Here is a 22,874-nt window from a genome sequence, read left to right as displayed (position 1 = left end):
ATTACCCGAATTCCGGTAATAATAATTCAAAACTTTGGAGGGAATCAAAATGAGTAAAGTAGCTATATTTTTACATGCAACAGAGAATGAAATCGGCAGAGCCATCCATTCCTTGGTTTATACACAAGAGCTGCACGAAGCAGGTCATGAAGTTAAATTGATTTTTGACGGTCAAGGTGTACTATGGATTAATAAATTGGAAGATCCAAGCCACATGGCTAATCCGCTCTTTAAGGCGGTAAAAAAGCTTGGTGTTATTGAAGCATGCGGACACTGCGCAAGTTCCTTCAACGTAACCGAGAACGTTAAACAAGCCGATGTCTCCTTCTCCAAAGATATAGACACGGAAGGTCATACTAATATTGCAACGTTAGTTACTGACGGTTGGCAAATTATTACTTTATAATTAGGAAGCCGCACCTGTTGAGAGCTAAGATTCGGATTTATGTTGCCTCGGATTGTCCTTCTTGCAAAGAAGTAATAGGTTATTTGAAACGGAAAAACACTCCTTATGAATTGTTTGATGTTTCTTTTAGTAAACAATATTTTAAAGAGATGATGCGATTGGGCGGGTTCGCAACCCCCTTTATCGTGATGGATGAACGCAGGCTTTATTATTTCGACCCCAGGGTTCTAGACCGGTTTCTTGAGGAACAGCATGGATAAATTATGGTATTTATCGCGCATTAGCCTTTTCGAGTCACTATCAACCGAGGATTTAAAGCAAATTGACCAAATGGCCCCCATGACGCATTTCAATAAACTTCCTAAGAACACAATTATTCAGCGGCCTGATCTAGCAATTGAAGGGTTGTTCATCGTTAAGGAAGGAAAAGTAAGACTGTACAAGTTGAATGATGAAGGAAAACAGTTTACGTTAGGCATATTAGGTTCAGGGAATATGTTTGGAGAAGTTCATTTTATCTCTCTCGGTACGAAAGGCGTTTACATCGAAACGGTAGAAGAAACGCTTATATGCTCTTTAACGAAAAATCAGTTCGAAAATTTTTTGCTGAAAAGACCCATGCTGGCAATTAAATTACTGCAAGTATTGAGCAAAAGGCTTCAAGAGCAGGAGGAGCTGCTTGAGATCATCGCGCTCGGCAATTTAAAGGATCAAGTGCTCTTTTTGCTGATAAAGCTAGCCGATCAATTCGGTATTGCTGCAGAAGATGGCATGATAAAAATCGATATGCCCCTTACGCATCAAGAATTAGCCAACATGCTTGGTGCTACACGTGAATCTGTTACTATTGTTTTGAATGATCTTGTTAAAGAAAATATCGTTATTACCGGCAGAAAAAGCATTTTATTGCGAGAAAATATTGTAACAGGAAAGCTCAAAGGGATGAAGGTTGAAAATACCCCGTAAAATTTGCAGTCAACTACAAAAGAGGCGCCGGCTCTTCAGCCTGCGCCTCCCGCTTTATACCGTCGTCTCCTCGAACGAGCATTCCTCCGGCTTCAACACCTTCGTCTTATACTTCCACTTATAGCCCAGCCAAAGCGCCAGGAAGAGCGGAATGCCCACATAGGAGGCGATCAAATACGCCCAGTCCACTTGGCCGTCCTTGGACGCGCCCATGCACTGCCCTATGATGACGACCGTACACAAGATCCCGGCCAAGATCGGACCGATCGGGAACAAGCGCGCGCGGTAAGGCAGCTCCCTCAGCGATTTCCCCTGCGCAATGAATACCTTGCGGAACCGGTAATGGCTGATCGCGATGCCGAGCCAAGCGATGAACCCGGACATGCCGGAGGCGTTCAGAAGCCAGGTATACACGACCCCGTCCCCGAAGAAGGAGGACAGGAACGCGAACAAGCCGAGCGCTCCGGTCACGAGCAGCGCCCATGCAGGCACGCCCCACGAGGTCAGGCGGGAAAGGAACTTTGGAGCCTTGCCTTCCTTAGCGAGCACCCACAGCATGCGCGTGGACGCATACATCCCGGAATTGCCCGCCGACAGCACGGAGGTAAGAATGACCGCGTTCATGACCGAAGCCGCGATGCTGAGCCCCGCCTTCTCGAACACCATGGTGAACGGGCTCATCATGACGCTGTCGCTGGACAAGTTCTCGTTCGTATACGGAATAAGCAGTCCGATCACCGCAATGGCAAACAAATAAAAGAGCAGAATGCGCCAGAAGACGCTACGAATCGCCTTCGGCACGTTGACGCGCGGATTCTCGCTCTCCCCGGCCGCAACGCCGACCAGCTCCGTCCCTTGGAACGAGAAGCCGGCGGCCATGAAGACGCCGAGCGCGCTCAGGAAGCCGCCGTGGAACGGGGCGTCGCCGATGCGAAGGTTGCGGAAGCCGACCGCTTCGCCGCCCCAGATGCCGACGATCATCAGAATGCCGACGGCGATAAAGACGATGACGGTGATGACCTTGATGAGAGCGAACCAATACTCCGTCTCGCCGTAGCCTTTGACCGAGAGGAGGTTCAGCCCCAGCATCAGCAGCAGGAAAAGCGCGCTCCAGAGAAACGATGAGCTGTTCGGGAACCAGAACTTCATAATCAAGGTAGCGGCGGACAGCTCGGCGGCGATCGTAATCGCCCAGTTGTACCAATAGTTCCAGCCCAGCGCGAACCCGAGGGACGGGTCGACGAAACGCGTGGCGTACGTGCTGAATGTGCCGGACACCGGCATATAGGCCGCCATTTCGCCCAAGCTAGTTACAAGAAAGTAAACCATAATGCCGATCGTTAAATAGGCCAGGAACGCCCCGCCCGGCCCGGCGGACGATATGGCGCCGCCGCTCGCGAGGAACAGCCCCGTTCCGATGGAGCCACCCAGCGAGATCATGGTCATATGACGGGCACTAAGCCCTCGTTTCAATTTGCCTTCTGTCACTTCTACAAACACTCCTTACGAGTTATGTGAGTCATGGATGCAGCGGAGCACAGCCCTGTCTCTGCCTATTCTAACCAGCCGTTCTTCTCCGCAATGCCGATCGCATCGATCCGGTTCTTGGCCTCCAGCTTCTGCAGCGCTTCCGAAATATAATTGCGGACCGTTCCGCCGGAGAGAAACAGCTGCTTCGCGATGTCGTTCACGGACAAGCCCTGAGCCACCAAGCGCAGCACCTCCCGCTCCCTCTCGGTCAGCGGATTCTCCGCTTCCCAGATCGACAGAGACAGCTCGGGGCTGATCGCCCGTCCGCCTGCCTGCACCTTCCGCAGAGCGCTGCTGAGCTCGTCAATGGGGGAATCCTTGAGCAGGAAGCCGAATACGCCCGCCCGCATAGCCCGCTGGAAGTAGCCGGCCCGCGAGAACGTCGTGAGGATCACAACGCGGCACGGGCTCCCGAGCGCCTTGAGCCGCTCCGCCACATCAAGCCCGGACAAGAGCGGCATCTCGATATCGAGCAGGCATAGGTCCGGCTCAAGCTCAAGGATCAGCTTAAGCGCCTGCTCTCCGTTCTCCGCCTGGCCGACCACCTCGATGTCATCCTCCAAGCCGAGCAGCGTGCTCAGCGCGCCGCGCAGCATGCCCTGGTCTTCCGCAATGATCACCTTCATGCTAAGCGCCTCCCCTTACCGTCTGCTTTATGACGCTTGGCACCGACAGGGTAAGTCTGGCGCCCTCCCCCGGCCGGGCTTGAAACGACAGCTTGCCTTCGACAAGCTCCAGTCGCTCCTTCATCCCGAGCAGCCCCCGCCCGGTGGAGCCGGCGTCGCATGCCGACTCGTCAAAGCCGCGGCCGTTGTCCTCCACCGTAAGGCTCAGCAGGCTGGCCTCTTCCGCGAGCACGATGCGGCACCGGGTGGCTTTGCTGTGCTTGACGACGTTCGTAACCGCTTCACGGAGACAGAGGCCGAGCAGGTTCTGGACGAGCGGGGAAGCCTTCATCTGCTCGAACGGTCCGCTCGTCTCCAGCTCCATATCGGCCGCGGCCAGAATTTGCCCCGCATGACGGATTTCATCCCGCAGCGTCACGGCATGCATACCCGATACGAGCTCGCGCACCTGCTTCAGCGCGGTCCGCGCCGTCGTCTGAATATCGTTCACTCGACCAGAGACCAAGCGCCCTGCCCGAACCGGTAAGAAGGCAGCCACTGGGCAAGCTCGCGCATCCCCTTCGGCATGGCTTCGACCGGCATCCACAATCCGCCGAGCAGCGACATGCCCATGAACAGCACTTGAGATACGACCTGTACCAGCTCGACGCTGCGGATCGTACCGAGCAGCGTGCCGAGTGCCAGGAAGGGAATCGCGCCGAGCCAAATCCAGAGGCCGCAGTAAACCCAAACCGTGAACGGCAGCGCCACGCCCTTGCCCAGCGCTCCGATAAGGAACATCAAAACGATCGTACCGAGGTTCAGCATCGATTGAGAGGCGATTTTGGAGAAAATATAAGCTCCGTCGGGTAAGGGTGTAATCCGGAGCAAGCGTACCCAGCCTTGGGAACGTTCCTGGGCGAAGCGGATGCTGACCGTACTAAGGCTTCCCCCGACCACGCCGAAGATCGTCATGGACATCAGATAATACGACTTCCAGTTGACGTTCCCGACCTGTATGTTATCTCCATAGATCCCGGTGAAGATAAAATAAAAGGCAGCCGGCATGATGACCGATGCGAACAAAAACCGCCGGTTCCGGAGCGTCCTTATAATTTCCGCTTTGCACTGCGCCATCATCGCTCTCATCGCGAATTCCCCCTTGCTTCTTCGGCTGCCGCCGATTCGTCCTGAACCAAATGCTGGAACGCTTCTTCCAGTCCGCCGCCGTGCACTTCAATATCCTTCATGTCGGCCTGTCTGCCTACCAGCTCGAACAGCAGCCGGTCCGTGTCCGCGCTGTGTAGCCTCACTCTTCTGCCGCTCCAGCTCGCCTGCGTAACGCCGGGCAGCGAATCGATCAGCTCCCGCGGGAACGAGGCGCCCGCCGTAAACGTCAGAATTCTCCCGCCCGCGGCCGACTTGATTTTCTCCGGCGTTCCGTCCGCCGCCAGCCGCCCCCGGTTGATGACGACGACCCGATCCGCGATGCTGTCCGCTTCATCGAGATAGTGCGTCGTCAGAATGATCGTCCGCCCGCTTCCCGCCAGCGCCCGCACCGTATCCCAGAACAGCAGCCGCGAGGTAATGTCCATCCCGACCGTCGGCTCGTCGAGGAACAGGACAGACGGATCGCCCGCCAACGCCAAGGCAAAATCGAGCCGGCGCTTCTGTCCGCCGGACAGCGACGTCGCCATTTTCTCCTTCTCGGCGTCGAGGCCGGAAATCTTGAGGAGCCGCTCCAGCGGCATCGGCTTGTCGTAGTAGCTGCGGAACAGGTCGATGATTTCCCGTACCTTCAGCCGGTCGATCACGTTGACCTCCTGCAGCATCGCTCCGATGCGCGCCCGGATGCTCCGGTCGCCGGGATCTCCGCTGAGCAGGCGGACCGTGCCGGACGTCGGCTTTTGCAGTCCGAGCATCATCGTGACGCTGGTCGTCTTCCCCGCGCCGTTCGGTCCGAGCAGCGCTACGACGCTGCCCTCCGCGATGTCCAGCGTCAGGTCGTCTACCGCCCGTTTTCCTTTAAACTCTTTGCTTACGCGATTCAGGGCTATCGCTGCTTTCATCATCGTTCACCTCGGATTGGATTGTTCGATGCCTTTATCGTACCTCGTTCGGCTTTGGTGCGGTATGCATGAATATCACCTTGTGCGGATGACATTTGTCATATCAGGCCGGGAAAACGAACAAGACCCCTCTTGCCGATGGCGAGAGGGGCCTTTTGTGTTTCTATTAGGTATGTAGAGGAAAACAAATGGCGAACGTGGTTCCTTTCCCCGTCTCGCTCGTTATGGACAAGCTGCCGTGATGGTTCAGGATGATCTCCTTGCTTACGGTCAACCCAAGCCCGGTCCCTTTCTCCTTGGTCGTAAAAAAAGGCTGCCCCAGCTTCCGGATGACCTCTTCGGGGATGCCGCAGCCGTTATCCGCCACTTGAATCGCGACATAGTCGCCCGACCGGGTGATATGAATGCGGACTCGGCCCGCTTGTCCCGGAGGAATCGCTTCAAACGCGTTCTTGATCAGATTGATAAAGACCTGCTTGATCTGATTCTCGTCGCAGTTAATGAGAAGCTCCTCTTCCGGCCCCTGATTTACGATTTCAATATCGTTCATCATCGCTTGGGGGGAAAGGAACAGCAGCACCTGCTCCAGAATATGACCGATGCTGCGGGGAACGAGGGTGCTTTGCTTCGGGCGGGCGATCATGAGCAGCTCGGTGATGATGTTCTCGATCCGGTTAATTTCCTCGAATACGACATCCCATAGCTCCCGCCGGTCCTGGCTGCGGGCCCGGAACAATTGAAGGAAGCCCTTCACCGAAGTCAGCGGATTGCGGATTTCGTGGGCAATGCCCGCCGCCATTTGACCAACGGACGATAGTTTCTCGGAAAATTGCAGCGCCTGCTCCGTACGAGTCTGCTCGGTGATATCGCGAATGATGATATGCTGGTAAGGAACGCGGTTGTAGATGTATAAGGGGATAATCGTTACCTCCGCGTGCTTGGACTCCCCGTCGAGAGCCGTAAACTCGCATTTGAGCTTCTCCGCAGGCCCGGCGAAGCGATGCATAGGTCCGTAAGCAGGCGCAGTCGGGAAGAAATCGGTCCAAGTGCATCCGGACAGCTCGTCCCTGGAAGAGGCTCCGAATAACTGCACGGCGGCGGCGTTGCAATAAAACCACCGGCCGCTCTTCGCAATAACGATCGCTTCCCGGGAATGCTCCAGGAGCAAGTGATACTGCATTTCGACAAACTTATAATTTTTCAGCAAATAATAACCCAGGATCCCAATAATACAAATCATGAAGAGATCCAAAATGAACTCGAACATGCGAAGATATTGCAGAAAAAATCCGAAGATGACGATCTAGTCCCCTAAAAGAACTAGCAACGCAAAAAGGATGAAAATGACGATGGCCTTTTTCCTGGACAACGTCCACAAATCATTCGTCTTCACCTAGGTTCCTCCCTGTTGGATTATCCATTATGGGGTCATCGAGTTCACCTATCCTGATCATAGCATCGGGCCGATCGGAAAAAAAGGATTTATTGCGCCAAATTCCGCGCATTTCGATAATCTTATTGTAAAAAAGCGACGATACGTTCGAATGGGTCTCCCGCCGCCCTTAGAAATAACCGTTGATTTTTAAACGGCATTATGTTTAACTTGAACTGACAACCGAATAACACGGGAGCTTGGTAAAGCCAGGCTGAGAGGGTAGCCCGATGCTATCGACCGTATAACCTGATCTGGGTAATGCCAGCGGAGGAAAAGCCTTAGCCTTTGTGTACCTGCAAAGACCGCTTCTTTTCGTTGCGGTCTTTTTTTGTTGGGCGCTAAAGGAGACTCCGCTTGATCACATTCATTCTTAGGAGGAATTGAAATGACAAGCGAAAGCAAACTGCAAACGATCCCCGATGTATCCTCTTTCCCCGGAAGCAAAAAAGTATACGTTCAAGGCTCGCGTGAGGATCTGAAGGTCCCTATGCGCGAAATCACCCTCACCCCTACGGTAAGCAGCGACGGCGAACAGATGAACCCTCCGGTTCGGGTCTATGACAGCAGCGGTCCCTATACGGATGCCGAATACGTGACCGATATCCGCCATGGCTTGCCGCTAAACCGCCGTCCTTGGATTTTGGAACGCGGCGATGTGGAAGAATACGCGGGCCGGGAAGTGAAGCCGGAGGATAACGGCTACAGCACATCTGCCGAAGTGTTCCCGCTAGACGACCGCCGGCCCTTGCGTGCGAAGGCCGGACACAATGTGACGCAAATGCATTATGCCAGGAAGGGCATCATTACGCCCGAGATGGAGTATATCGCGCTGCGCGAGAACGTCGCTCCCGAATTCGTGCGCTCGGAAGTGGCCTGCGGCCGGGCGATTATACCGTCCAATATCAACCATCCGGAAAGCGAGCCCATGATTATCGGCCGGAACTTCCTGGTCAAGATCAACGCCAACATCGGCAATTCCGCCGTCGCTTCCTCCATCGACGAAGAGGTAGAGAAGATGCGGTGGGCGACGCGATGGGGATCGGATACCATCATGGACCTATCTACAGGAAAAAATATCCATACTACCCGCGAATGGATTATCCGTAATTCTCCCGTTCCTCTCGGAACCGTACCTCTGTACCAGGCGCTCGAGAAGGTCGGCGGCCGGGCGGAGGAGCTGACTTGGGAGATTTACCGCGATACGCTGATCGAGCAGGCCGAGCAGGGCGTCGATTACTTTACGATTCATGCCGGCGTGCTCCTGCGCTATATTCCGATGACCGCTAAGCGCGTGACCGGCATCGTCTCACGCGGCGGCTCGATTATGGCCGCTTGGTGTCTGGCCCACCATCAGGAAAATTTCCTTTATACGCATTTTGAAGAAATTTGCGAGATCATGAAAGCCTATGACGTGGCCTTCTCGCTCGGCGACGGGCTGCGCCCGGGCTCGATCGCGGATGCCAACGACGAGGCTCAGTTCGCGGAGCTGGATACGCTTGGCGAGCTGACGCAAATCGCCTGGAAGCACGATGTGCAGGTGATGATTGAAGGACCCGGACATGTGCCCATGCACCTGATCAAAGAAAATGTGGACCGGCAGATGGAAGTTTGCGGGGAGGCCCCTTTTTATACCTTGGGTCCCTTAACAACGGATATCGCTCCGGGTTATGATCATATTACCTCCGCCATCGGAGCCGCCATGATCGGCTGGTTCGGCACGGCGATGCTGTGCTATGTGACGCCCAAGGAGCATCTGGGGCTGCCGAACAAGAACGACGTGCGCGAAGGGGTTATCGCTTACAAAATCGCGGCCCACGCCGCCGACCTCGCCAAAGGCCACCCGGGAGCTCAGGAGAGGGACAATGCCTTGTCGAAGGCCCGTTTTGAATTCCGCTGGCGGGATCAATTCCATCTGTCCCTGGACCCTGAACGGGCTTTGGAGTATCATGATGAGACCTTGCCCGCCGAGGGCGCCAAGACGGCTCACTTCTGCTCGATGTGCGGTCCCAAGTTCTGCAGCATGAGAATTACGCAGGACATCCGGGAATACGCGAAGCAGCACGGCCTGAATGAAGCGCAGGCGCTTGAGCAAGGAATGAAGGATAAGGCCAACCAATTTAAAGAGGCGGGTCACGCGATTTATAATTAATGATGAGGCTCGGGACCCGGCCTCGACGATAAGTTCAGAGGAGGCGGGGGAGCACATGTTTAATGAACAGGAGAAGGAAGCCCTGTACCGCATCATCCATACCCGAAGGGACGTTAGAACCTTCTTGCCGGATCCGATCCCGGAAGAAGCCGTCATGCGGCTGCTGGAGGCGGCGCATCACGGTCCGTCGGTCGGCTTCATGCAGCCCTGGAATTTCATCCTCATTACGCAGGGTGAGGTGAAGGCTCGCCTTGCCTGGGCGGCGGACAAGGAACGGCGGGCGCTGGCCATTCACTATGAAGGCAAGCGGCAGGACCAATTTCTGCAGCTGAAAGTGGAAGGCATCCAGCAGGCTCCCCTGACGATCTGCGTTACCTGCGATCCGACGCGTGGCGGCTCTCATGTACTGGGGCGCAATTCCATTCCCGAGACGGATTTGATGTCCACCGCCTGCGCCATCCAGAATATGTGGCTGGCCGCTACGGCCGAGGGCCTTGCCATGGGCTGGGTTAGCTTTTATAAAAAGAACGATGTCAGAGACATCCTCGGCATCCCGCCCCATATCGAACCGGCTGCTTTGCTGTCGGTGGGATATACGGAGCATTATCCGTCCATGCCGATTCTCGAATCGGCGAAGTGGGAGAAACGAAGAGCTCTGGACGGCCTGATTTTTAAAGAAGCATGGGGAACCAGGCCGGATATAACTCCTTGAGCTTGCTCAGGGCAGCCTGCCTTCGCCCTCTTAACAAAATCTCCATACGAGTAGGAGCAACTTTCGGGGGGCTTCCGCCGTTTAAGGTAGTGGTTTCCAAATTTACCGCTATTATGGAGGCAAACATCTATGAACCGATGGCGACAATGGCAGACGGCCTGCGCTATGCTGCTCCTGACCTTCACCCTTGCGCCGACGCTGGCCTTTGGTCAATCGAAGCAGGTACAGGCCGAGATACCCCCATTTCCGGTAAAGGTGAACGGTACCTTGGTGGATAATATCCACTCGCCGTATCCCCTGCTTCTGTATAAAAATATTACGTATTTTCCGCTGACCTGGGACATGGCTCAGGCGCTGCAGTGGCAAGTGAACTGGAGCGAGGCCGAGGGGCTGAAGGTTTATTCGGCGGTGACGACAAGAGGCGGGGGTGCGTACGGATACTCGAAGTCCCCTCTTCATCAGGACCTTACGGTCGTAAACCGGTTAAGCGTGCTCTACCGGGCTCAGCTACCCGAGTTTCCGGTATGGATCGGCAGCGATTATATCGACAATGCGAATGAGCCGTATCCGCTGCTTACGTTTCGGGACATTACGTACTTTCCGCTGACCTGGCGGTTCGCCCACGATCTGCTGCACATCGACCTGCAGTGGGACCAGGCGGAAGGCCTGAGCGTACGCTCTCCGCAGCAGCCCGTACTGGGCCGGCTCTTGTTCGACGATGCGGATTACTTGTATTTTAATCCGGCACTGGTTACCAAACCGGAGTATGCTCTGCTCAAAGTAAATAAATCGCTTGAAGAAACGCCGGCATGGGTTACGAAAGATGAGGTCAAGGCAGCATTTCCGAACCTGGACTTGAACCACTATCTCAGGCCGAACGGCGGCAGCGACGCCACAGCGGAGCTCCGGACCGAAGGAGATACGGTATATTACAAAAGCATGAAGCTGGATACCGAACCCTATCCGGCGCAGCAGCCCGTACGTAACGCCACGTGGATCCCTTTAGGAGACCAGGATAGACTGCTGTCTCTTACGACTAGAGATCCGATCATCGGCGTTCCGCTGCGCACCCCTCCTTATCGCGCGGAGCTCTTCCATGTGAAGGGAGATTCGGCGGCGAAGCTTCCGGGCTTCAAGGATGTACCGCAGGGCATCGTCTCCAATGCCGACGGGTCGCGCTGGATTTATGCCAACATCGACCGGAAAGGCGATATCCGGGACAATTACTACCGTTCCGCCCAACTCGCGCTGCTGGATAAGGACGGGAGCTTCCACCTGATTAACGATCAGGTCTCCGCGAAGTTCATCAATGTTCTTGGGGCGGATAATGTTGCATCCAACCGGCCTGTGCAGTCCGACGGTACGATCGTCTTCGAGACGGCCCAGCCCAATCCGAGCCTTGGCTTATATCTCAAGCCCGGCGGGACGATCTACTCCATCGACACGAAACGTCAAGTGAAACAGATGATCACCTACGAACAGGGGATCTCATTCTTGGACCGAAGCGGGCGCATCTTCGTGTATGATCCCGACAAGAACGCCGTCACCTCGCTCAGCGACAATAAAACGGCGTTCTGGTGGGACTATGAATTGATCGGACCTTAAGGCGGTACGATGCCAAATGAAAAACCAGTTCAACACGAAAATCAAGTGTTGAACTGGTTTTTTTGCGGATTGGGCTATAATGGAACGCCTCCTACATCGCTGTGTTGCCGAGTTGAAATTAGTTCTCCATAATGTATTTATTTAAGAAGTCGTTGCGGAATTTTCCTTGGGGGTCATAGTGAAGGAGCAGTTGTTGAAAGTCGGGCAGCTTCTCGTAGAGCGATTGCAGCCGGGCGGGCGACATGGCAAACAGCTTGCCCCAATGTGGACGAGCATGGAAGGGCTCAAGCTGCTTTTCGATGATCGGCAACACTTGCCCAACTGCCTCCCAATTAGCTTTCCACGTAAAGTGGATAGCAACCGACTCCTGCTTGTAACAGGGGCTCATCCACAGATTATCTTCTGCAATCGTGCGAACCTCGGAAACATGAAGGAGTGGCGATATGTACTCTCTTAGCCGGTCAATCGCACACAATGCATCATATGCATCTTGGCGCGTCACGAAATACTCGCTTTGCAGCTCCTCTCCGGCGCTTGGAGTGAAATCCATGCGAAAGTGCGGCAGCCGTTCGTACCATGGTCCCGGTATGCCCATCTGTTCACTACAATTCTCCGACGTGTGACCTGGCACCGGGTGCCGATGCGAGGCTGCTCGTGTCGCACCGAAAAACTCAGGTTCCACCCGATCGGAGGCTTGATCTGTTATTCTCCGTTTTAGCCAGACTTGATTGAACGTCGCATTCTTCCAATCCGTGAACAGACTGACACTATAAGCGCTGGAGAAAATATCGTCAAAGTGCTCTTTAAGATACGCCAGTGGCAGGTTATCGTATACATACTGACTCATCTGAAATGCCGGGATCACATCCAGTGTGATTTTCGTGACTACGCCCAATCCCCCAAGTCCGACGACCGCTCCGGCGAAGACCCCATCTTGTTGTTCACGGGAGAATACGACCGCCTCCCCATCCGCTTTGATGACCTCCATGGAATGAACCGCTGTAGCAAGATTGCCGTTCAGATCACCGGAACCATGCGTTGCCGTTGCGCATGCACCTGCAACGGTAATGTGCGGCAGCGATGCCAAATTGTGCAACGCATAGCCATTACTGTGGAGATATTGACACAGCTCTCCATACCGGATTCCGGCTTCGACCGTTACTTTATTGCGCGAATGGTCTAATGCTGTCACTCGGTTAAGCTTCTGAAGCGAGAGAAGGCTTTCAGTAGAATCGGCGATTCCATTAAACGAGTGGCGCGTACCAAGCACCTTCATTCGACTGCTGCGAGCCACCAATTCTTGTACTTGTCCCACGTTTTCAGGAACATACAATTCCGAAGCGCTATACCTGTAGTTACCTGCCCAGTTTCGATCATTTTCCACAATCTTCACACTCCTTATAGGACTAGTTTGGATAGAGCTTCCTACTTACGTTTTCCGTGAAGTACCCTATTAAACTCTTAATAAACCGCACTTCTTGCAGAAGCAACCACTAAATTACTAAACTCTTTCAGGTAATCAATAAAAGTGCTTACCCGAAGCGTTTTCACTTGCACCGGACTGCCCCTATTCAGTTGCGAACAAGGATTGACGGAGAGAATATTCAGTAATAACATAAAAGAATTGTAAAAATTCATACACAGCTTTGTATTTATTCGACTACGCAAGTATGGAATTACAACGAAACGGAAGGAGACCTCGCAATGTCTGAGAATCGCGAATATACAGGACCTTTCCATAGCAGCAGCCGCCTCGATCTGCAAGCGGACTGCGAGAGCTGCTTCGGCTTGTGCTGCGTTGCGCTGCCCTTCGCTGCTTCGGCGGACTTTGCGATGGACAAAACAGCCGGGCAGCCATGCCAAAACCTGCAACCGGACTTCCGCTGCGGCGTACACAACAGCCTCAGGCAGCTGGGCTTTCGGGGCTGCACGGTTTATGACTGCTTCGGCGCAGGGCAAAAGGTTTCGCGTGTTACCTTCGGCGGACGCGACTGGCGGCAAGCCCCAGGATCCGCGAAACTCATGTTTGAGGTGTTCCCGATCATGCGGCAGCTTCATGAGCTCCTCTGGTATTTAACTGAAGCGTTAACGTTTCAACCTGCCAATACAATCCATAATGAGCTCAGCTCGGCGCTCGACGAGACGGAACGCCTCACTTGCCTCGATCCCGACTCCATACTGAAGCTGGACGTGGCGGCACACCGGGCAAATGTCAATGCTCTGCTCCTCCGGGCCAGCGAACTTGTTCGAGCCGAAGCTCTTCGCTCGCAGAAGGGCCCCTCAGGCCGTCGAAAGACCTACGGGCGAGGTGCCGACCTGATCGGGGCCAAGCTGAGAGGTGCCGACCTGAGAGGCGCTAATTTGAGAGGGGCCTACTTGATTGCCGCCGACCTCAGAGGCGCCGATTTGAGAGGGGCTGACCTGATCGGAGCCGATTTCCGGGACGCCGACATCAGAGGTGCTGACCTCACCGATAGTATTTTCCTCACCCAAGCCCAGATCAACTCGGCGAAGGGAGATGCCGCTACAAAACTGCCGTCGGCTCTTACCCGCCCAACGCATTGGTCCGCCTCCGGAGCATAAAACGGGCAGGCGCGGGAACTTGAACGCAGCTTGGGGAAGATGATCAAGCACCGGTCGTCGCAAGACGCGTCCGTTCCTCCGGCAACATACAATTCGATACCGTTCCACGAAACGACCTTGCCGCTCTCGGGATCAACTCCGAGAGTGGTTCTTTTTTATCCCCGTTGATGGGATAACATCCTTTTATAAAGTTTAATGACGTTCAAATGCATCCCTTCATGGTATAAATTGAAGCTGAGGAATTGCTCCGGCGTTTCCAAAGTCATTCCGGAAGACGTGGTATAAGGGGGAGCGATCTTTTCGTTCAGTCGGTTTGCAAGCGCTTCTTGAATCCGCTCCGGCTGTTCTTTCAGCAGCGTCACTAATTCCTGCAAGGTCGGGATGCGCAATGAGTCGGCAGCGTTTAACGGCGAGGTACCGTATTCAAATTGTTCCTTGAACCCTTCAGGCAAGTACTGCGGAAGACCTATGTATTGAAAAGCGAACCGTTCCAAGACGACATAGATGTGTCCCAGGTTCCAGCGGATCGTATTTCGGAAGCCTTCGGGAATTTGGTCCGCGATTTCCTCCGTAACGCCTTCCATCAATTTTAAGGTTTGGCCCCGTACAAATCCCAGCTGCTTGAATAAAAAATGTTCCATCATCCTCAGCTCCCTATGTTTTTTCATTATTTTACCATATCATCTACGGCCTCGTCCCCGCATTTTTTAACAGAATCAGCTCCGCGGAGAACAGCAGTAAAAAATGGATAGCTGCATTGGTTCCATTTTTTTCACGAGACATATGATGTTATGAACTCATAGAAAGAAGAATGACGATTCTATGCCTGTTACTTTTAAGAGAGTGGGAAATAGAGCTATTCTATCGGTTTGTACCCAATCAGGAAAGGCGAAACGTTCTATAATGAATGCAAAGGAGATTGTTGATGCGCACGTACTATTGAGAGGTCAACCGTTTTTACCGGTTGATCTCTTTTCGTCTCTAGGGGTTCGGAGCAATCGTTTATCCGCCGGGCGTCCAGCCTAAGACCGTTTCCAGCATCCGTTTCAAATGCTTGGCCCGATCCAAATCCGGCTTGGCCCTCACCTGCTTGTACTCCTCCTCGATACGCCGGATATAATCGCTACGCAGCCGCTCCACCTGTTCCTCCGTTAATGCGTACAGCACGTTCTGCACCTCTTCGTAAGAAAAATACGATTCCTTGCTCTCCAAAAAAGGCTGCGGCGGCTGCCGGTACCACGCCTTGGCAAAAGCCTTCAAGGCGTCCGTGACCGTATCGTCATCCCCTGACATCGCATGCAGCCGGTCCGCCGAGATAAGGCTCCGGAAGCTGAAGGCATTCCCCTCCGGGTATGTATTCGGCAGAGCATAAAATTGCAGGAGCTTATCCAGGATGCCGACATACGGCTCCGGGTCTGCGAGCCTGGCATGAAACTGGCATCTCACCGCGGCATGCGCGATATCCTTCAGCAATTGAAGAGCTTCCGCCGCTTCCTTTTTGCCGGGTGTCCCTTCAAAAAACACCCCCTGCTTTCCCGTGCGAATCTCCGCCCGGTCTATCGCATCGTGGAGCTCATCCTCAAACTGATCTTTGCTGTAAGGCGCCCACCGGTCAAAGCGATCCATCAGTGCCCCTCTTATGCCGAACTCCCTGCGGAGGATGGGATGGAGGTGAATCCCGCCGCTGCCGCTGACTTGCATAACGATTTCGTGCAGCAGCTTTTCGAGTCCTTTGGCTTTTTTTACAGCCTTCATCACCTCGTCCGGGACAATATAGACGGCCGCAGCCTCTTTTTGCTCGAGCTCGGCTACAAACCGCTTCAATTCGGACAGCAGCGTTTCATGCATATTCCCTCATCCTTTCTTTCCTTATCGTCCCGCAATATAAGCGAAGCCAAGGTACATGCACAAAGAAATGCCTGCGCACATCAGCGCCGCTTTTAATTTGTAGCGGGCATAATCCACCAGCCCCATTTCCATCACCGAAGCGGTGGTGATCGTCGTATCTCCGATAGGAGACGCGAAAGCGCCGAAGGTGCCGCTTGCAAAAACAGCCCCCACGGTCATGGACAACGGCGCTCCCGTTGCAACAGCCAGCACGACGCCGAGCGGCATCATAAGCCCCCATGTCCCCCATGAGGTCCCGATAAAATAAGATACCAGCGAGCCGGCAAGAAATATAACGGCCGGTATCGTGAATCCCGGCAGCACCCCACCGAAGACGGACGAAACGAAGGCGGAAAACCCCAGATCCTTGGCTGCCATGGATAACGCCCAGACCAGGACAAGAAGGATGACCGGGGTCATCATCTCGTTCCCTCCTTGGAAAAAGTGATACATCAGCTCCCGCAACGGCTGGCGGCGCAGCAAATAGTACCCGATCGTGAGCAGCAAGGAAATAAAGACGGATAGAAGCATCACCAAAGTCGCGTCCGCATGAGACAGCGCGCTGAGTACCCCGACGGCCCCTCTCTCCCTGCCGTCCTCCCAGAGCAATAACAGCGTAAGCACGAGTAGCGCGAACAAAGGCAGAATGAAATGCCACAGCTCAGGCTGCACGAGAGACAGCTCTTTCTTGATGCCCAGTCCGTGAAGATCGTTGCCTTCCTCCTGCTTCCTTTCATCCCTATGAACCTCCGATCTGCGGCCCGGGTTCCGGAAGGTGGAGAAGAGCCCGTAAGCGAGCGCCGTCCATGCAAAGAAGTTGAAAGGAAGACTGGATAAAAACAACCGATAGGGCGCTGCGCCCAATTGGTTTTGTTCGGTCGCCCCGGCGACAACCGACGTCATGAAGCCTACAAAAGCCGTCGCGATCGGCATCAGGACGATGACCGGCTCGGTCGAGATATCCAGAATATAGGCCACTCTTTCTTTAGGCAGGCTCATTTTTTCCAGAATCGATTTCATGACGGGGGCAATAATCATAATCCGGAACATGGGAGTAAAAAAAGTAAACGGAATCGTGAGCCAAATAAACGTCATCAGAGCCCGGTTCGATTTCACGCGTTCTCCGACCCATTCTACAAATCCCTTGATGCCGCCTGAAATTTGCATGATCCCGACCAAAGCGCCGAACAAGTACAGGAAGCTCATAATTTTTACGTTATCCGGATGGGTTAAGGTTTTTAAAATATACTGGATGGACTGCTGAAGTCCGCCGAGCAGCGACGGCTGAACCGAAAAGGAGCCGACCAACAAGCCGAGCACCAGGCCGGGCATAATCTCTTTCAAGAAGATTGCCGCCGGAATCACAATCGCGAACGGCAATAACGACAGCCAAGAGCTTACCAATTCTGTCACCACCTCCCTGTTACGATATCCATCATGCCCGCAAAACATCCACAGGCAGGAGTATTCGCACGATCCCGAACAAAGAAAAATAGAGCCCCGACAAATAAAATTAGGCAATTTATCAAAAGATAGGAATTGTTAGAAAGGAGGTTGTTGCGGGATGGGAAGCTTTTCACGGATCATGAAGAACATATTCGATCGTACTCCTTCCAGCCGGCCTGTCCAACAGAATAAACCGAAACCTCTTTTAACGTTCAGCTTACAAGATAATCTCCGGACCATCACCGATGCTATGGGGCATAGCGATGACATCGTTACGAAAGAAATCCCAATCGGCAAAACCGGAAGCATCCAAGCAGGATTGATCTATACGGAAGGGTTAGCGGATACGCAAGACATATTGGAAGCCTTGATGCTGCGAATCAGAGAGGCCGATCTGGCCCCGGATATCCATTCGGGTCTGAACCCCGTGGATCTCCTAAAGGATTTCGTCATCGCCGTCGGCGACGTCAAGGATGTAACGGACTTTGATATGGTTTATATCGCGGTTTTATCCGGAGATACCGTGATCCTGATTGACGGTCATGCCAAGGGGATCATTGCCAGCCGAAGAGGCTGGAAGGACCGGGGCGTAACCGAGCCGTCCGCGCAGACCGTCGTTCGCGGTCCGAGAGAAGGGTTTACGGAAACGTTACGGACCAATACCTCGTTAATTCGGCGAAGAATCAAGGATCCGAACCTTTGGCTTGAAACCAAGCCCATCGGCCGCATTACAAGAACCGACGTGGCCGTTATGTATATCCATGGCATTGTGAGTGAATCGGTATTACAGGAAGTGAGGAACCGGCTGGCCCGGATTGACATCGACGGGATCTTGGAAAGCGGATATATCGAAGAGCTGATTCAGGATGAGACTTTCACTCCTTTCCCTACCGTTTTCAATACGGAACGTCCCGATGCGGTGGCAGCGGGGTTATTGGAAGGACGCGTAGCTATCCTCGTTGACGGTACGCCGTTCGTTCTGCTGGTGCCTGCTTTGTTCACGCAATTTTTTCAAGCAAGCGAGGATTATTATCAGCGGTGGGACTTTGCCACCCTGCTGCGCGTACTTCGTTTTTTGTCCTTATTTATCGCTTTGCTTGCGCCTTCCTTATACATAGCGGTGACCACTTTCCATCAAGAGCTGCTTCCTCCCCCGCTGCTGATCGGCCTCGCGGCCCAGCGGGAAGGCGTTCCCGTTCCCGCTTTCGTTGAAGCGGTCATGATGGAGATTACGTTTGAAATTTTGCGTGAAGCCGGAGTGCGAATGCCGAGAGCGATCGGACAATCCGTTTCCATCGTCGGAACCTTAGTCATCGGCCAAGCGGCGGTGGAAGCCGGATTGGTTTCGCCTGCAATGGTCATTGTCGTAGCCATTACGGCTATCTCTAACTTTGTGTTCCCTTCGTTTAATATGGGAATCTCAATCCGGATCATCCGTTTCGGATTAATGGGCCTGGCGGCTTCCTTCGGACTGTTCGGGATTACCATCGGACTCGTTGCCATTGTGCTTCACTTGTGCAGCCTCCGTTCCTTCGGTATCCCGTACCTTGCTCCTTTCGCACCCTTTATCGTCGAAGACCACAAGGACACGATATTTCGTTTGCCCCATTGGAGATTGTTCTCTCGTCCTCATCTAATCAGCCCAAACAACAGGATACGGGAGAAGCCGAGTCCGCCCTCCGAATCGGAAACGAGAAAGTAAGTCAAAGGAGTTTCAATTATGCTGAGAAAGGTTGCCGTGAGATTATTGCCGGCGCTCTTCCTATGCGCGGTCACTGGTTGTTGGAGCCGGACGGAATTAAACGATATCGCGATCACTTTAGCGATCGGGCTCGACAAAAAAGGGGATCAATATATGATTTCCACCCAAATGGTGAATCCCAGCGAGGTCGCAGCGAAAAAAGGGGGCGGCGGAAAAGGAGCGCCGGTGGTTACTTTTAGCGAAACGGGGGACACCGTCTTTGAAGCTTTTCGGAAAATAACGACCAAGGCGCCCAGAAGGCTGTATTTCTCCCATCTGCGCATGCTGATTATTAGCGAACCTCTAGCTAAAGAGGGTATTGCCAAGGCGTTGGATTTGCTCTTGAGAAACCATGAATTTCGATCGGATTTTTATATAGTGATTGCCAGAGGCTTGTCCGCCCAGAAAGTACTCGAAATTTATACGATGCCGCAAGAGCTCATCCCTGCCAACAACATTTATAAGACGCTTCAACATTCTAGCAAGAGCTGGGCGACCGCCGGAAAAGTCACGTTGGATGAGCTTATTAACGATATAACCGCTGAAGGAAAGCACCCTGCGTTAACCGGTATCGATGTTTTGGACGATCCGTCCGGTGAACAAGCCGGAACTCAAAAAAATGCGGCAAGCATCAAGCCGATCTCCGTTTTACGCGTTTCGGGTCTGGCGGTGTTTTACAAAGATCGATTAAAGGGCTGGCTCAATGAGCAGGAAAGCAAGGCCTATAACTATATCAAGGGGAATGTTAAAAATACGGTGGATACCGTGGCTTGCCCCAAGGGAGGAAAATTATCGGTAGAGGTCATCCGCACCAAGTCCGAAATTATAGGGAAAATTCCGAATGGGAAACCGGAAGTAAGCGTCGAACTCTACGTCGAGGGGAACGTGGCGGATGTGGAATGCAATATCGATCTGACTCAAACCGATACGATCGACGAACTGGAGAAGAGAATGGAAACGGAGATCAAAGATCACATGAAAGCAGCCATCCATAAAGCGCAAAAAACGTACCGATCGGATATTTTCGGCTTCGGCGAAGCCATCCACCGCGCCGACCCGAAGGTTTGGAATCGGCTTAAAGATCATTGGGTACAAGAATTTGTCGATCTTCCCGTAAATCTAAGAATCCATGTCAAGCTTCGCCGGGTGGGAACGATCAACAAGCCATTTTTTAAACAACTCGAGGAGTAAGCTTCTTATGTGGGCCATCATGGGAATATTGGCGGGTTCCGCGATCATTCTATGGATTGAGGTTCCCCGCTTGTTAAAAACAAAGATGATCAGGGAATTATGGGTCTTCTCGGCCCTCTTGCTCCTCGGAACGGCGTTAAGCGCGGCCCGGAGCATGAGGGTGCAGCTTTCCAATCCTTTGGACTGGATTGCAGCGGTTTATAAGCCTGTGAGCGACATTCTATTTTCTTTATTGAAATGAAAGAGGTGAGGCCGTTGAATGAGACCACAAAAATATCGGTACGCCAATTTACGGTATTGGTTATGTTTTATACCATCGGTTCAACCATATTGATCATTCCGGCCGGGCTTGCCGCCGATGCGAAGCAGGACGCATGGATTGCGGCTATTGCCGGCGTTGGCCTCGGTTTGCTTCTCGTGCTGTTATACAACCGCATAGGAAATCTTTTCCCCGATATGACTCTGGTCCAATATCATGAAAGGCTGTTAGGCAAATGGGCGGGTAAAGCTTTATCGCTGCTTTACATTTTCTTCTCGTTTATCGGTGCCGCAACCCTGTTGTTTTATATGGGGAACTTTATCACCACGCAGGTCATGCCGGATACGCCGATTCAATTCGTTAATATGCTTTTTGCTTTAATTGTCGTGATGGGACTGCGGCTCGGAATCGAAACTTTGGCCCGCGCGGCGGAGATCTTCTTCCCTTGGTTCATTCTGCTCTTCCTTGTCATGGTCATTTTGATCGTTCCCCAAATCCATGTCCAGAACATCCAGCCTGTATTCGAAACAGGAATAAAGCCTTTGTTTAAAGCGGCTTTATCCTTGGCCGGCACCGCTTCCTTAACCTATATCGTTTTTTTCATGATTTTTCCTTCCCGCGTGAGTAAACCGGAAAAAGCTGCGAAGGCCTTTATTATCGCTACACTGCTTGGGGGCATCGTTATCATCGTCATTACCTTATTAACGATTCTGGTCCTGGGTTCGGACGCCACTTCAAGACATGCTTTTCCCAGCTATGTATTGGCTCGAAAAATAAGCTTGGGCAATTTCGTGGAACGGATCGAGTCGATTATGGCCGGCATGTGGTTCTTTTCCATCTATTTCAAGACAACGCTGTACTTTTACGCCTGCGTGGTCGGACTGGCGCATATGCTGAAGCTGAAGGATTATCGTCCTTTGACCTTACCAATGGGGATGATCCTGGTTGTTTACTCGCTTGTCGTTTATCCTAACGCGGTTTATATGGCACAGTGGGACTCCACCGTGTTCATCCCGTATGTGCTGTCCTTCGGCCTGTTGATCCCGCTGTTCTTATGGGGTACGGCCCTCTTCCGAAGAAAAAAGATAAAATGATGGCTTTCCCCGGCAGTACAAAAATCGGCTCAACTCAAAAGGGAGCCTTCCGGCTCCCTTGATTCCATGCTACGTATGAGTGCTGACTTGCTGTATCCGATAGTCATAGTTGTCCTTGCACAGCTGAAGCAGATCGTATTTCAGCCCGCGCTTCGGCTGGGTAATCTTGAGCGGCTTGGCGCCTCGGACACGCAAGGCCGCCCGGACCCTGTTCGGGTCGCCGACCTTGTTGACAATGAGCTCATCAGGGCGCTCGGTCCGGTACCGGCTGATAAGGAACCGGTCGCAGGCCGTTTCCCCGCCGCTCGCATCCAGCTCCGCGAGCTGGAAGTCCCTCAGCATCCCCTCCTGTTCCTTCGCGATCATGACGCGATCTTCTCCGAAGAACAGCACATCCTGTATCAAGACGCCTTCCCGGTCCACAATCTGCTTCTCGGGCATCCGCTCCAAAATGCGGATGTGGCGGAGCATGCTGCCGGCCTTCTCGAATTCGAGCCGCTCTCATAATACTCCATCTTCGCCCGCATGGCAGCGACCAGGTCCTCCGGCCGGTTTGCGAGCAAATCCGCCGCTTCCTCAGCGGTCCGGCGGTAGTCCGGCTCGGGAATCATCCCCTCGCAGATGCCGCTGCATCGTCCCAGATGGTACAGCAGACACACCTTCTTCGGCATGGTGATGCACGCGCGCAGACGGTAATGATCCGCGACGAAGTCCATGACCGCGTTGCGGAAACGGGCGCTGACATAGGGGCCGAAGCGCTGCTCCTTCACCTGTTGCTCCGTCCGTTCGGCGCCGAAGGACGGCAAACGGCGGTCGCGGTAGAACACGTCCAGCCGCGGGAAGCGCTCGTCCGTCAGCTGCAGATAAGCGTAGCCGCTGTTGTCTCTTTTGAGGGCGCGGTTATAGGGAGGCTTGTGGATTTTAACCAAATTATTTTCCAGCAGGAGGCTCTCGGATTCGTTGTTGACGAGCACCACTTCGATGGAAGCGATCTCCTTCACCAGCTGGCGGATCCGCTTGCGCTGATCCTTCTGCTGAAAGTACGAGCGCAGGCGGCTGCGCAAATTGACCGATTTGTCGACGTACAGTATACGTCCCTCGCTGCTGCGCATGATATAGCATCCGGGGCGTTCGGGGTAATCGCCGGCTCGAAATTCAAATGACAAGGGCTCACTTCCCTCCTGCTGCCAGGTTTC

General features: G+C 53.4%; 23 protein-coding genes. 11 read left to right on the top strand and 12 right to left on the bottom strand.

The window, feature by feature from the left end:
• The first annotated feature begins 49 nt into the window (after window positions 1-49).
• From O9H85_RS16725 to O9H85_RS16715, 3 genes are read left to right on the top strand one after another with little or no spacing between them, the layout of a single operon-like run.
• Window positions 50-406 (top strand): DsrE family protein, encoded by a 357-nt coding sequence (locus O9H85_RS16725; RefSeq protein ID WP_269882553.1) that lies wholly within the window; start codon window positions 50-52, stop codon window positions 404-406.
• Between the two features lie 17 nt (window positions 407-423).
• Entirely contained in the window at window positions 424-666 is a 243-nt protein-coding gene (locus O9H85_RS16720; protein WP_269882552.1) for a glutaredoxin family protein, read from the top strand.
• Window positions 659-1,372 (top strand): Crp/Fnr family transcriptional regulator, encoded by a 714-nt coding sequence (locus tag O9H85_RS16715; RefSeq protein WP_269882551.1) that lies wholly within the window; start codon window positions 659-661, stop codon window positions 1,370-1,372. The genes O9H85_RS16720 and O9H85_RS16715 overlap by 8 nt, the downstream gene beginning before the upstream one ends.
• Before the next feature lie 54 nt (window positions 1,373-1,426).
• Here O9H85_RS16715 and O9H85_RS16710 read toward each other — a convergent pair whose 3' ends face one another.
• The 6 genes from O9H85_RS16710 to O9H85_RS16685 all read right to left on the bottom strand — a co-directional run bounded on the left by O9H85_RS16710 (window position 1,427) and on the right by O9H85_RS16685 (window position 6,816).
• On the bottom strand, window positions 1,427-2,818 hold the full coding sequence (locus O9H85_RS16710) for an amino acid permease (protein ID WP_269882679.1): 1,392 nt from the start codon (window positions 2,816-2,818) through the stop codon (window positions 1,427-1,429).
• 107 nt (window positions 2,819-2,925) lie between these two features.
• On the bottom strand, window positions 2,926-3,528 hold the full coding sequence (locus tag O9H85_RS16705) for a response regulator transcription factor (RefSeq protein WP_269882550.1): 603 nt from the start codon (window positions 3,526-3,528) through the stop codon (window positions 2,926-2,928).
• A 1-nt stretch (window position 3,529) separates the two neighbouring features.
• A complete protein-coding gene (locus tag O9H85_RS16700) occupies window positions 3,530-4,033 on the bottom strand; it encodes a sensor histidine kinase (RefSeq protein ID WP_269882549.1) in 504 nt (167 codons plus the stop codon).
• On the bottom strand, window positions 4,015-4,656 hold the full coding sequence (locus O9H85_RS16695; protein ID WP_269882548.1) for an ABC transporter permease: 642 nt from the start codon (window positions 4,654-4,656) through the stop codon (window positions 4,015-4,017). Before O9H85_RS16695 ends, O9H85_RS16700 begins: the two co-directional genes overlap by 19 nt.
• On the bottom strand, window positions 4,653-5,576 hold the full coding sequence (locus tag O9H85_RS16690; protein ID WP_269882678.1) for an ABC transporter ATP-binding protein: 924 nt from the start codon (window positions 5,574-5,576) through the stop codon (window positions 4,653-4,655). Before O9H85_RS16690 ends, O9H85_RS16695 begins: the two co-directional genes overlap by 4 nt.
• A 166-nt stretch (window positions 5,577-5,742) precedes the next feature.
• Window positions 5,743-6,816, bottom strand: a complete 1,074-nt coding sequence (locus tag O9H85_RS16685) for an ATP-binding protein (RefSeq protein ID WP_269882547.1) — start codon at window positions 6,814-6,816, stop codon at window positions 5,743-5,745.
• A gap of 580 nt (window positions 6,817-7,396) precedes the next feature.
• Here O9H85_RS16685 and thiC point away from each other — a divergent pair.
• The 3 genes from thiC to O9H85_RS16670 all read left to right on the top strand — a co-directional run bounded on the left by thiC (window position 7,397) and on the right by O9H85_RS16670 (window position 11,477).
• Complete coding sequence (gene thiC / locus O9H85_RS16680; RefSeq protein ID WP_269882546.1) at window positions 7,397-9,160, top strand: phosphomethylpyrimidine synthase ThiC; 1,764 nt, start codon at window positions 7,397-7,399, stop codon at window positions 9,158-9,160.
• Window positions 9,161-9,215: 55 nt separating this feature from the next.
• Window positions 9,216-9,872, top strand: coding sequence for a 5,6-dimethylbenzimidazole synthase (gene bluB / locus O9H85_RS16675; RefSeq protein ID WP_269882545.1), 657 nt, complete (start codon window positions 9,216-9,218; stop codon window positions 9,870-9,872).
• 129 nt (window positions 9,873-10,001) lie between these two features.
• Complete coding sequence (locus O9H85_RS16670; RefSeq protein WP_269882544.1) at window positions 10,002-11,477, top strand: hypothetical protein; 1,476 nt, start codon at window positions 10,002-10,004, stop codon at window positions 11,475-11,477.
• Window positions 11,478-11,595: 118 nt separating this feature from the next.
• On the opposite strand, the gene O9H85_RS16665 is transcribed toward O9H85_RS16670, so the two are convergent.
• Window positions 11,596-12,861, bottom strand: a complete 1,266-nt coding sequence (locus tag O9H85_RS16665) for an FAD-binding protein (protein WP_269882543.1) — start codon at window positions 12,859-12,861, stop codon at window positions 11,596-11,598.
• Between the two features lie 320 nt (window positions 12,862-13,181).
• On the opposite strand from O9H85_RS16665, the gene O9H85_RS16660 reads away from it, so the two are divergent.
• Window positions 13,182-14,060, top strand: a complete 879-nt coding sequence (locus O9H85_RS16660) for a pentapeptide repeat-containing protein (protein ID WP_269882542.1) — start codon at window positions 13,182-13,184, stop codon at window positions 14,058-14,060.
• Window positions 14,061-14,215: 155 nt separating this feature from the next.
• Here the strand turns inward: O9H85_RS16660 and O9H85_RS16655 are convergent, their stop codons facing one another.
• The 3 genes from O9H85_RS16655 to O9H85_RS16645 all read right to left on the bottom strand — a co-directional run bounded on the left by O9H85_RS16655 (window position 14,216) and on the right by O9H85_RS16645 (window position 17,351).
• The gene (locus tag O9H85_RS16655) at window positions 14,216-14,701 is read right to left on the bottom strand and encodes a DinB family protein (protein ID WP_269882541.1); all 486 of its coding nucleotides are present in this window, start codon (window positions 14,699-14,701) and stop codon (window positions 14,216-14,218) included.
• 361 nt (window positions 14,702-15,062) lie between these two features.
• A complete protein-coding gene (locus tag O9H85_RS16650) occupies window positions 15,063-15,908 on the bottom strand; it encodes a hypothetical protein (RefSeq protein ID WP_269882540.1) in 846 nt (281 codons plus the stop codon).
• A gap of 21 nt (window positions 15,909-15,929) precedes the next feature.
• Window positions 15,930-17,351, bottom strand: coding sequence for a Na+/H+ antiporter NhaC family protein (locus O9H85_RS16645; protein WP_269882677.1), 1,422 nt, complete (start codon window positions 17,349-17,351; stop codon window positions 15,930-15,932).
• Window positions 17,352-17,511: 160 nt separating this feature from the next.
• Here O9H85_RS16645 and O9H85_RS16640 point away from each other — a divergent pair, with 160 nt between their 5' ends.
• The 4 genes from O9H85_RS16640 to O9H85_RS16625 are packed head-to-tail and all read left to right on the top strand — an operon-like array spanning window position 17,512 to window position 21,678.
• Window positions 17,512-19,095, top strand: a complete 1,584-nt coding sequence (locus O9H85_RS16640) for a spore germination protein (RefSeq protein WP_269882539.1) — start codon at window positions 17,512-17,514, stop codon at window positions 19,093-19,095.
• Between the two features lie 18 nt (window positions 19,096-19,113).
• Window positions 19,114-20,325, top strand: coding sequence for a Ger(x)C family spore germination protein (locus O9H85_RS16635; protein ID WP_269882538.1), 1,212 nt, complete (start codon window positions 19,114-19,116; stop codon window positions 20,323-20,325).
• Between the two features lie 7 nt (window positions 20,326-20,332).
• The gene (locus tag O9H85_RS16630; RefSeq protein ID WP_269882537.1) at window positions 20,333-20,566 is read left to right on the top strand and encodes a hypothetical protein; all 234 of its coding nucleotides are present in this window, start codon (window positions 20,333-20,335) and stop codon (window positions 20,564-20,566) included.
• Window positions 20,567-20,571: 5 nt separating this feature from the next.
• Window positions 20,572-21,678 (top strand): GerAB/ArcD/ProY family transporter, encoded by a 1,107-nt coding sequence (locus O9H85_RS16625; RefSeq protein ID WP_409348155.1) that lies wholly within the window; start codon window positions 20,572-20,574, stop codon window positions 21,676-21,678.
• 69 nt (window positions 21,679-21,747) lie between these two features.
• On the opposite strand, the gene O9H85_RS16620 is transcribed toward O9H85_RS16625, so the two are convergent.
• On the bottom strand, window positions 21,748-22,149 hold the full coding sequence (locus O9H85_RS16620) for a hypothetical protein (protein ID WP_269882535.1): 402 nt from the start codon (window positions 22,147-22,149) through the stop codon (window positions 21,748-21,750).
• The gene (locus O9H85_RS16615; protein ID WP_269882534.1) at window positions 22,080-22,844 is read right to left on the bottom strand and encodes a GIY-YIG nuclease family protein; all 765 of its coding nucleotides are present in this window, start codon (window positions 22,842-22,844) and stop codon (window positions 22,080-22,082) included. The genes O9H85_RS16620 and O9H85_RS16615 overlap by 70 nt, the downstream gene beginning before the upstream one ends.
• Window positions 22,845-22,874: the final 30 nt, after the last annotated feature.

Origin of the sequence: Paenibacillus gyeongsangnamensis (genome assembly GCF_027533625.1) — a bacterium.
In the GTDB taxonomy this organism is placed as follows: domain Bacteria; phylum Bacillota; class Bacilli; order Paenibacillales; family NBRC-103111; genus Paenibacillus_G; species Paenibacillus_G gyeongsangnamensis.
This window is presented reverse-complemented; position numbering and strand designations above follow the sequence as displayed.

Excerpts from the sequence above, each read along its gene's own strand:
- O9H85_RS16725 (WP_269882553.1), top strand. The coding sequence starts at position 50 with ATGAGTAAAGTAGCTATATTTTTACATGCAACAGAGAATGAAATCGGC.
- O9H85_RS16715 (WP_269882551.1), top strand. The coding sequence starts at position 659 with ATGGATAAATTATGGTATTTATCGCGCATTAGCCTTTTCGAGTCACTA.
- O9H85_RS16710 (WP_269882679.1), bottom strand. The coding sequence starts at position 2,818 with ATGACCATGATCTCGCTGGGTGGCTCCATCGGAACGGGGCTGTTCCTC.
- O9H85_RS16705 (WP_269882550.1), bottom strand. The coding sequence starts at position 3,528 with ATGAAGGTGATCATTGCGGAAGACCAGGGCATGCTGCGCGGCGCGCTG.
- O9H85_RS16695 (WP_269882548.1), bottom strand. The coding sequence starts at position 4,656 with ATGAGAGCGATGATGGCGCAGTGCAAAGCGGAAATTATAAGGACGCTC.
- O9H85_RS16690 (WP_269882678.1), bottom strand. The coding sequence starts at position 5,576 with ATGAAAGCAGCGATAGCCCTGAATCGCGTAAGCAAAGAGTTTAAAGGA.
- O9H85_RS16685 (WP_269882547.1), bottom strand. The coding sequence starts at position 6,816 with ATGATTTGTATTATTGGGATCCTGGGTTATTATTTGCTGAAAAATTAT.
- thiC (WP_269882546.1), top strand. The coding sequence starts at position 7,397 with ATGACAAGCGAAAGCAAACTGCAAACGATCCCCGATGTATCCTCTTTC.
- bluB (WP_269882545.1), top strand. The coding sequence starts at position 9,216 with ATGTTTAATGAACAGGAGAAGGAAGCCCTGTACCGCATCATCCATACC.
- O9H85_RS16670 (WP_269882544.1), top strand. The coding sequence starts at position 10,002 with ATGAACCGATGGCGACAATGGCAGACGGCCTGCGCTATGCTGCTCCTG.
- O9H85_RS16660 (WP_269882542.1), top strand. The coding sequence starts at position 13,182 with ATGTCTGAGAATCGCGAATATACAGGACCTTTCCATAGCAGCAGCCGC.
- O9H85_RS16655 (WP_269882541.1), bottom strand. The coding sequence starts at position 14,701 with ATGGAACATTTTTTATTCAAGCAGCTGGGATTTGTACGGGGCCAAACC.
- O9H85_RS16650 (WP_269882540.1), bottom strand. The coding sequence starts at position 15,908 with ATGCATGAAACGCTGCTGTCCGAATTGAAGCGGTTTGTAGCCGAGCTC.
- O9H85_RS16640 (WP_269882539.1), top strand. The coding sequence starts at position 17,512 with ATGGGAAGCTTTTCACGGATCATGAAGAACATATTCGATCGTACTCCT.
- O9H85_RS16635 (WP_269882538.1), top strand. The coding sequence starts at position 19,114 with ATGCTGAGAAAGGTTGCCGTGAGATTATTGCCGGCGCTCTTCCTATGC.
- O9H85_RS16630 (WP_269882537.1), top strand. The coding sequence starts at position 20,333 with ATGTGGGCCATCATGGGAATATTGGCGGGTTCCGCGATCATTCTATGG.
- O9H85_RS16620 (WP_269882535.1), bottom strand. The coding sequence starts at position 22,149 with ATGCTCCGCCACATCCGCATTTTGGAGCGGATGCCCGAGAAGCAGATT.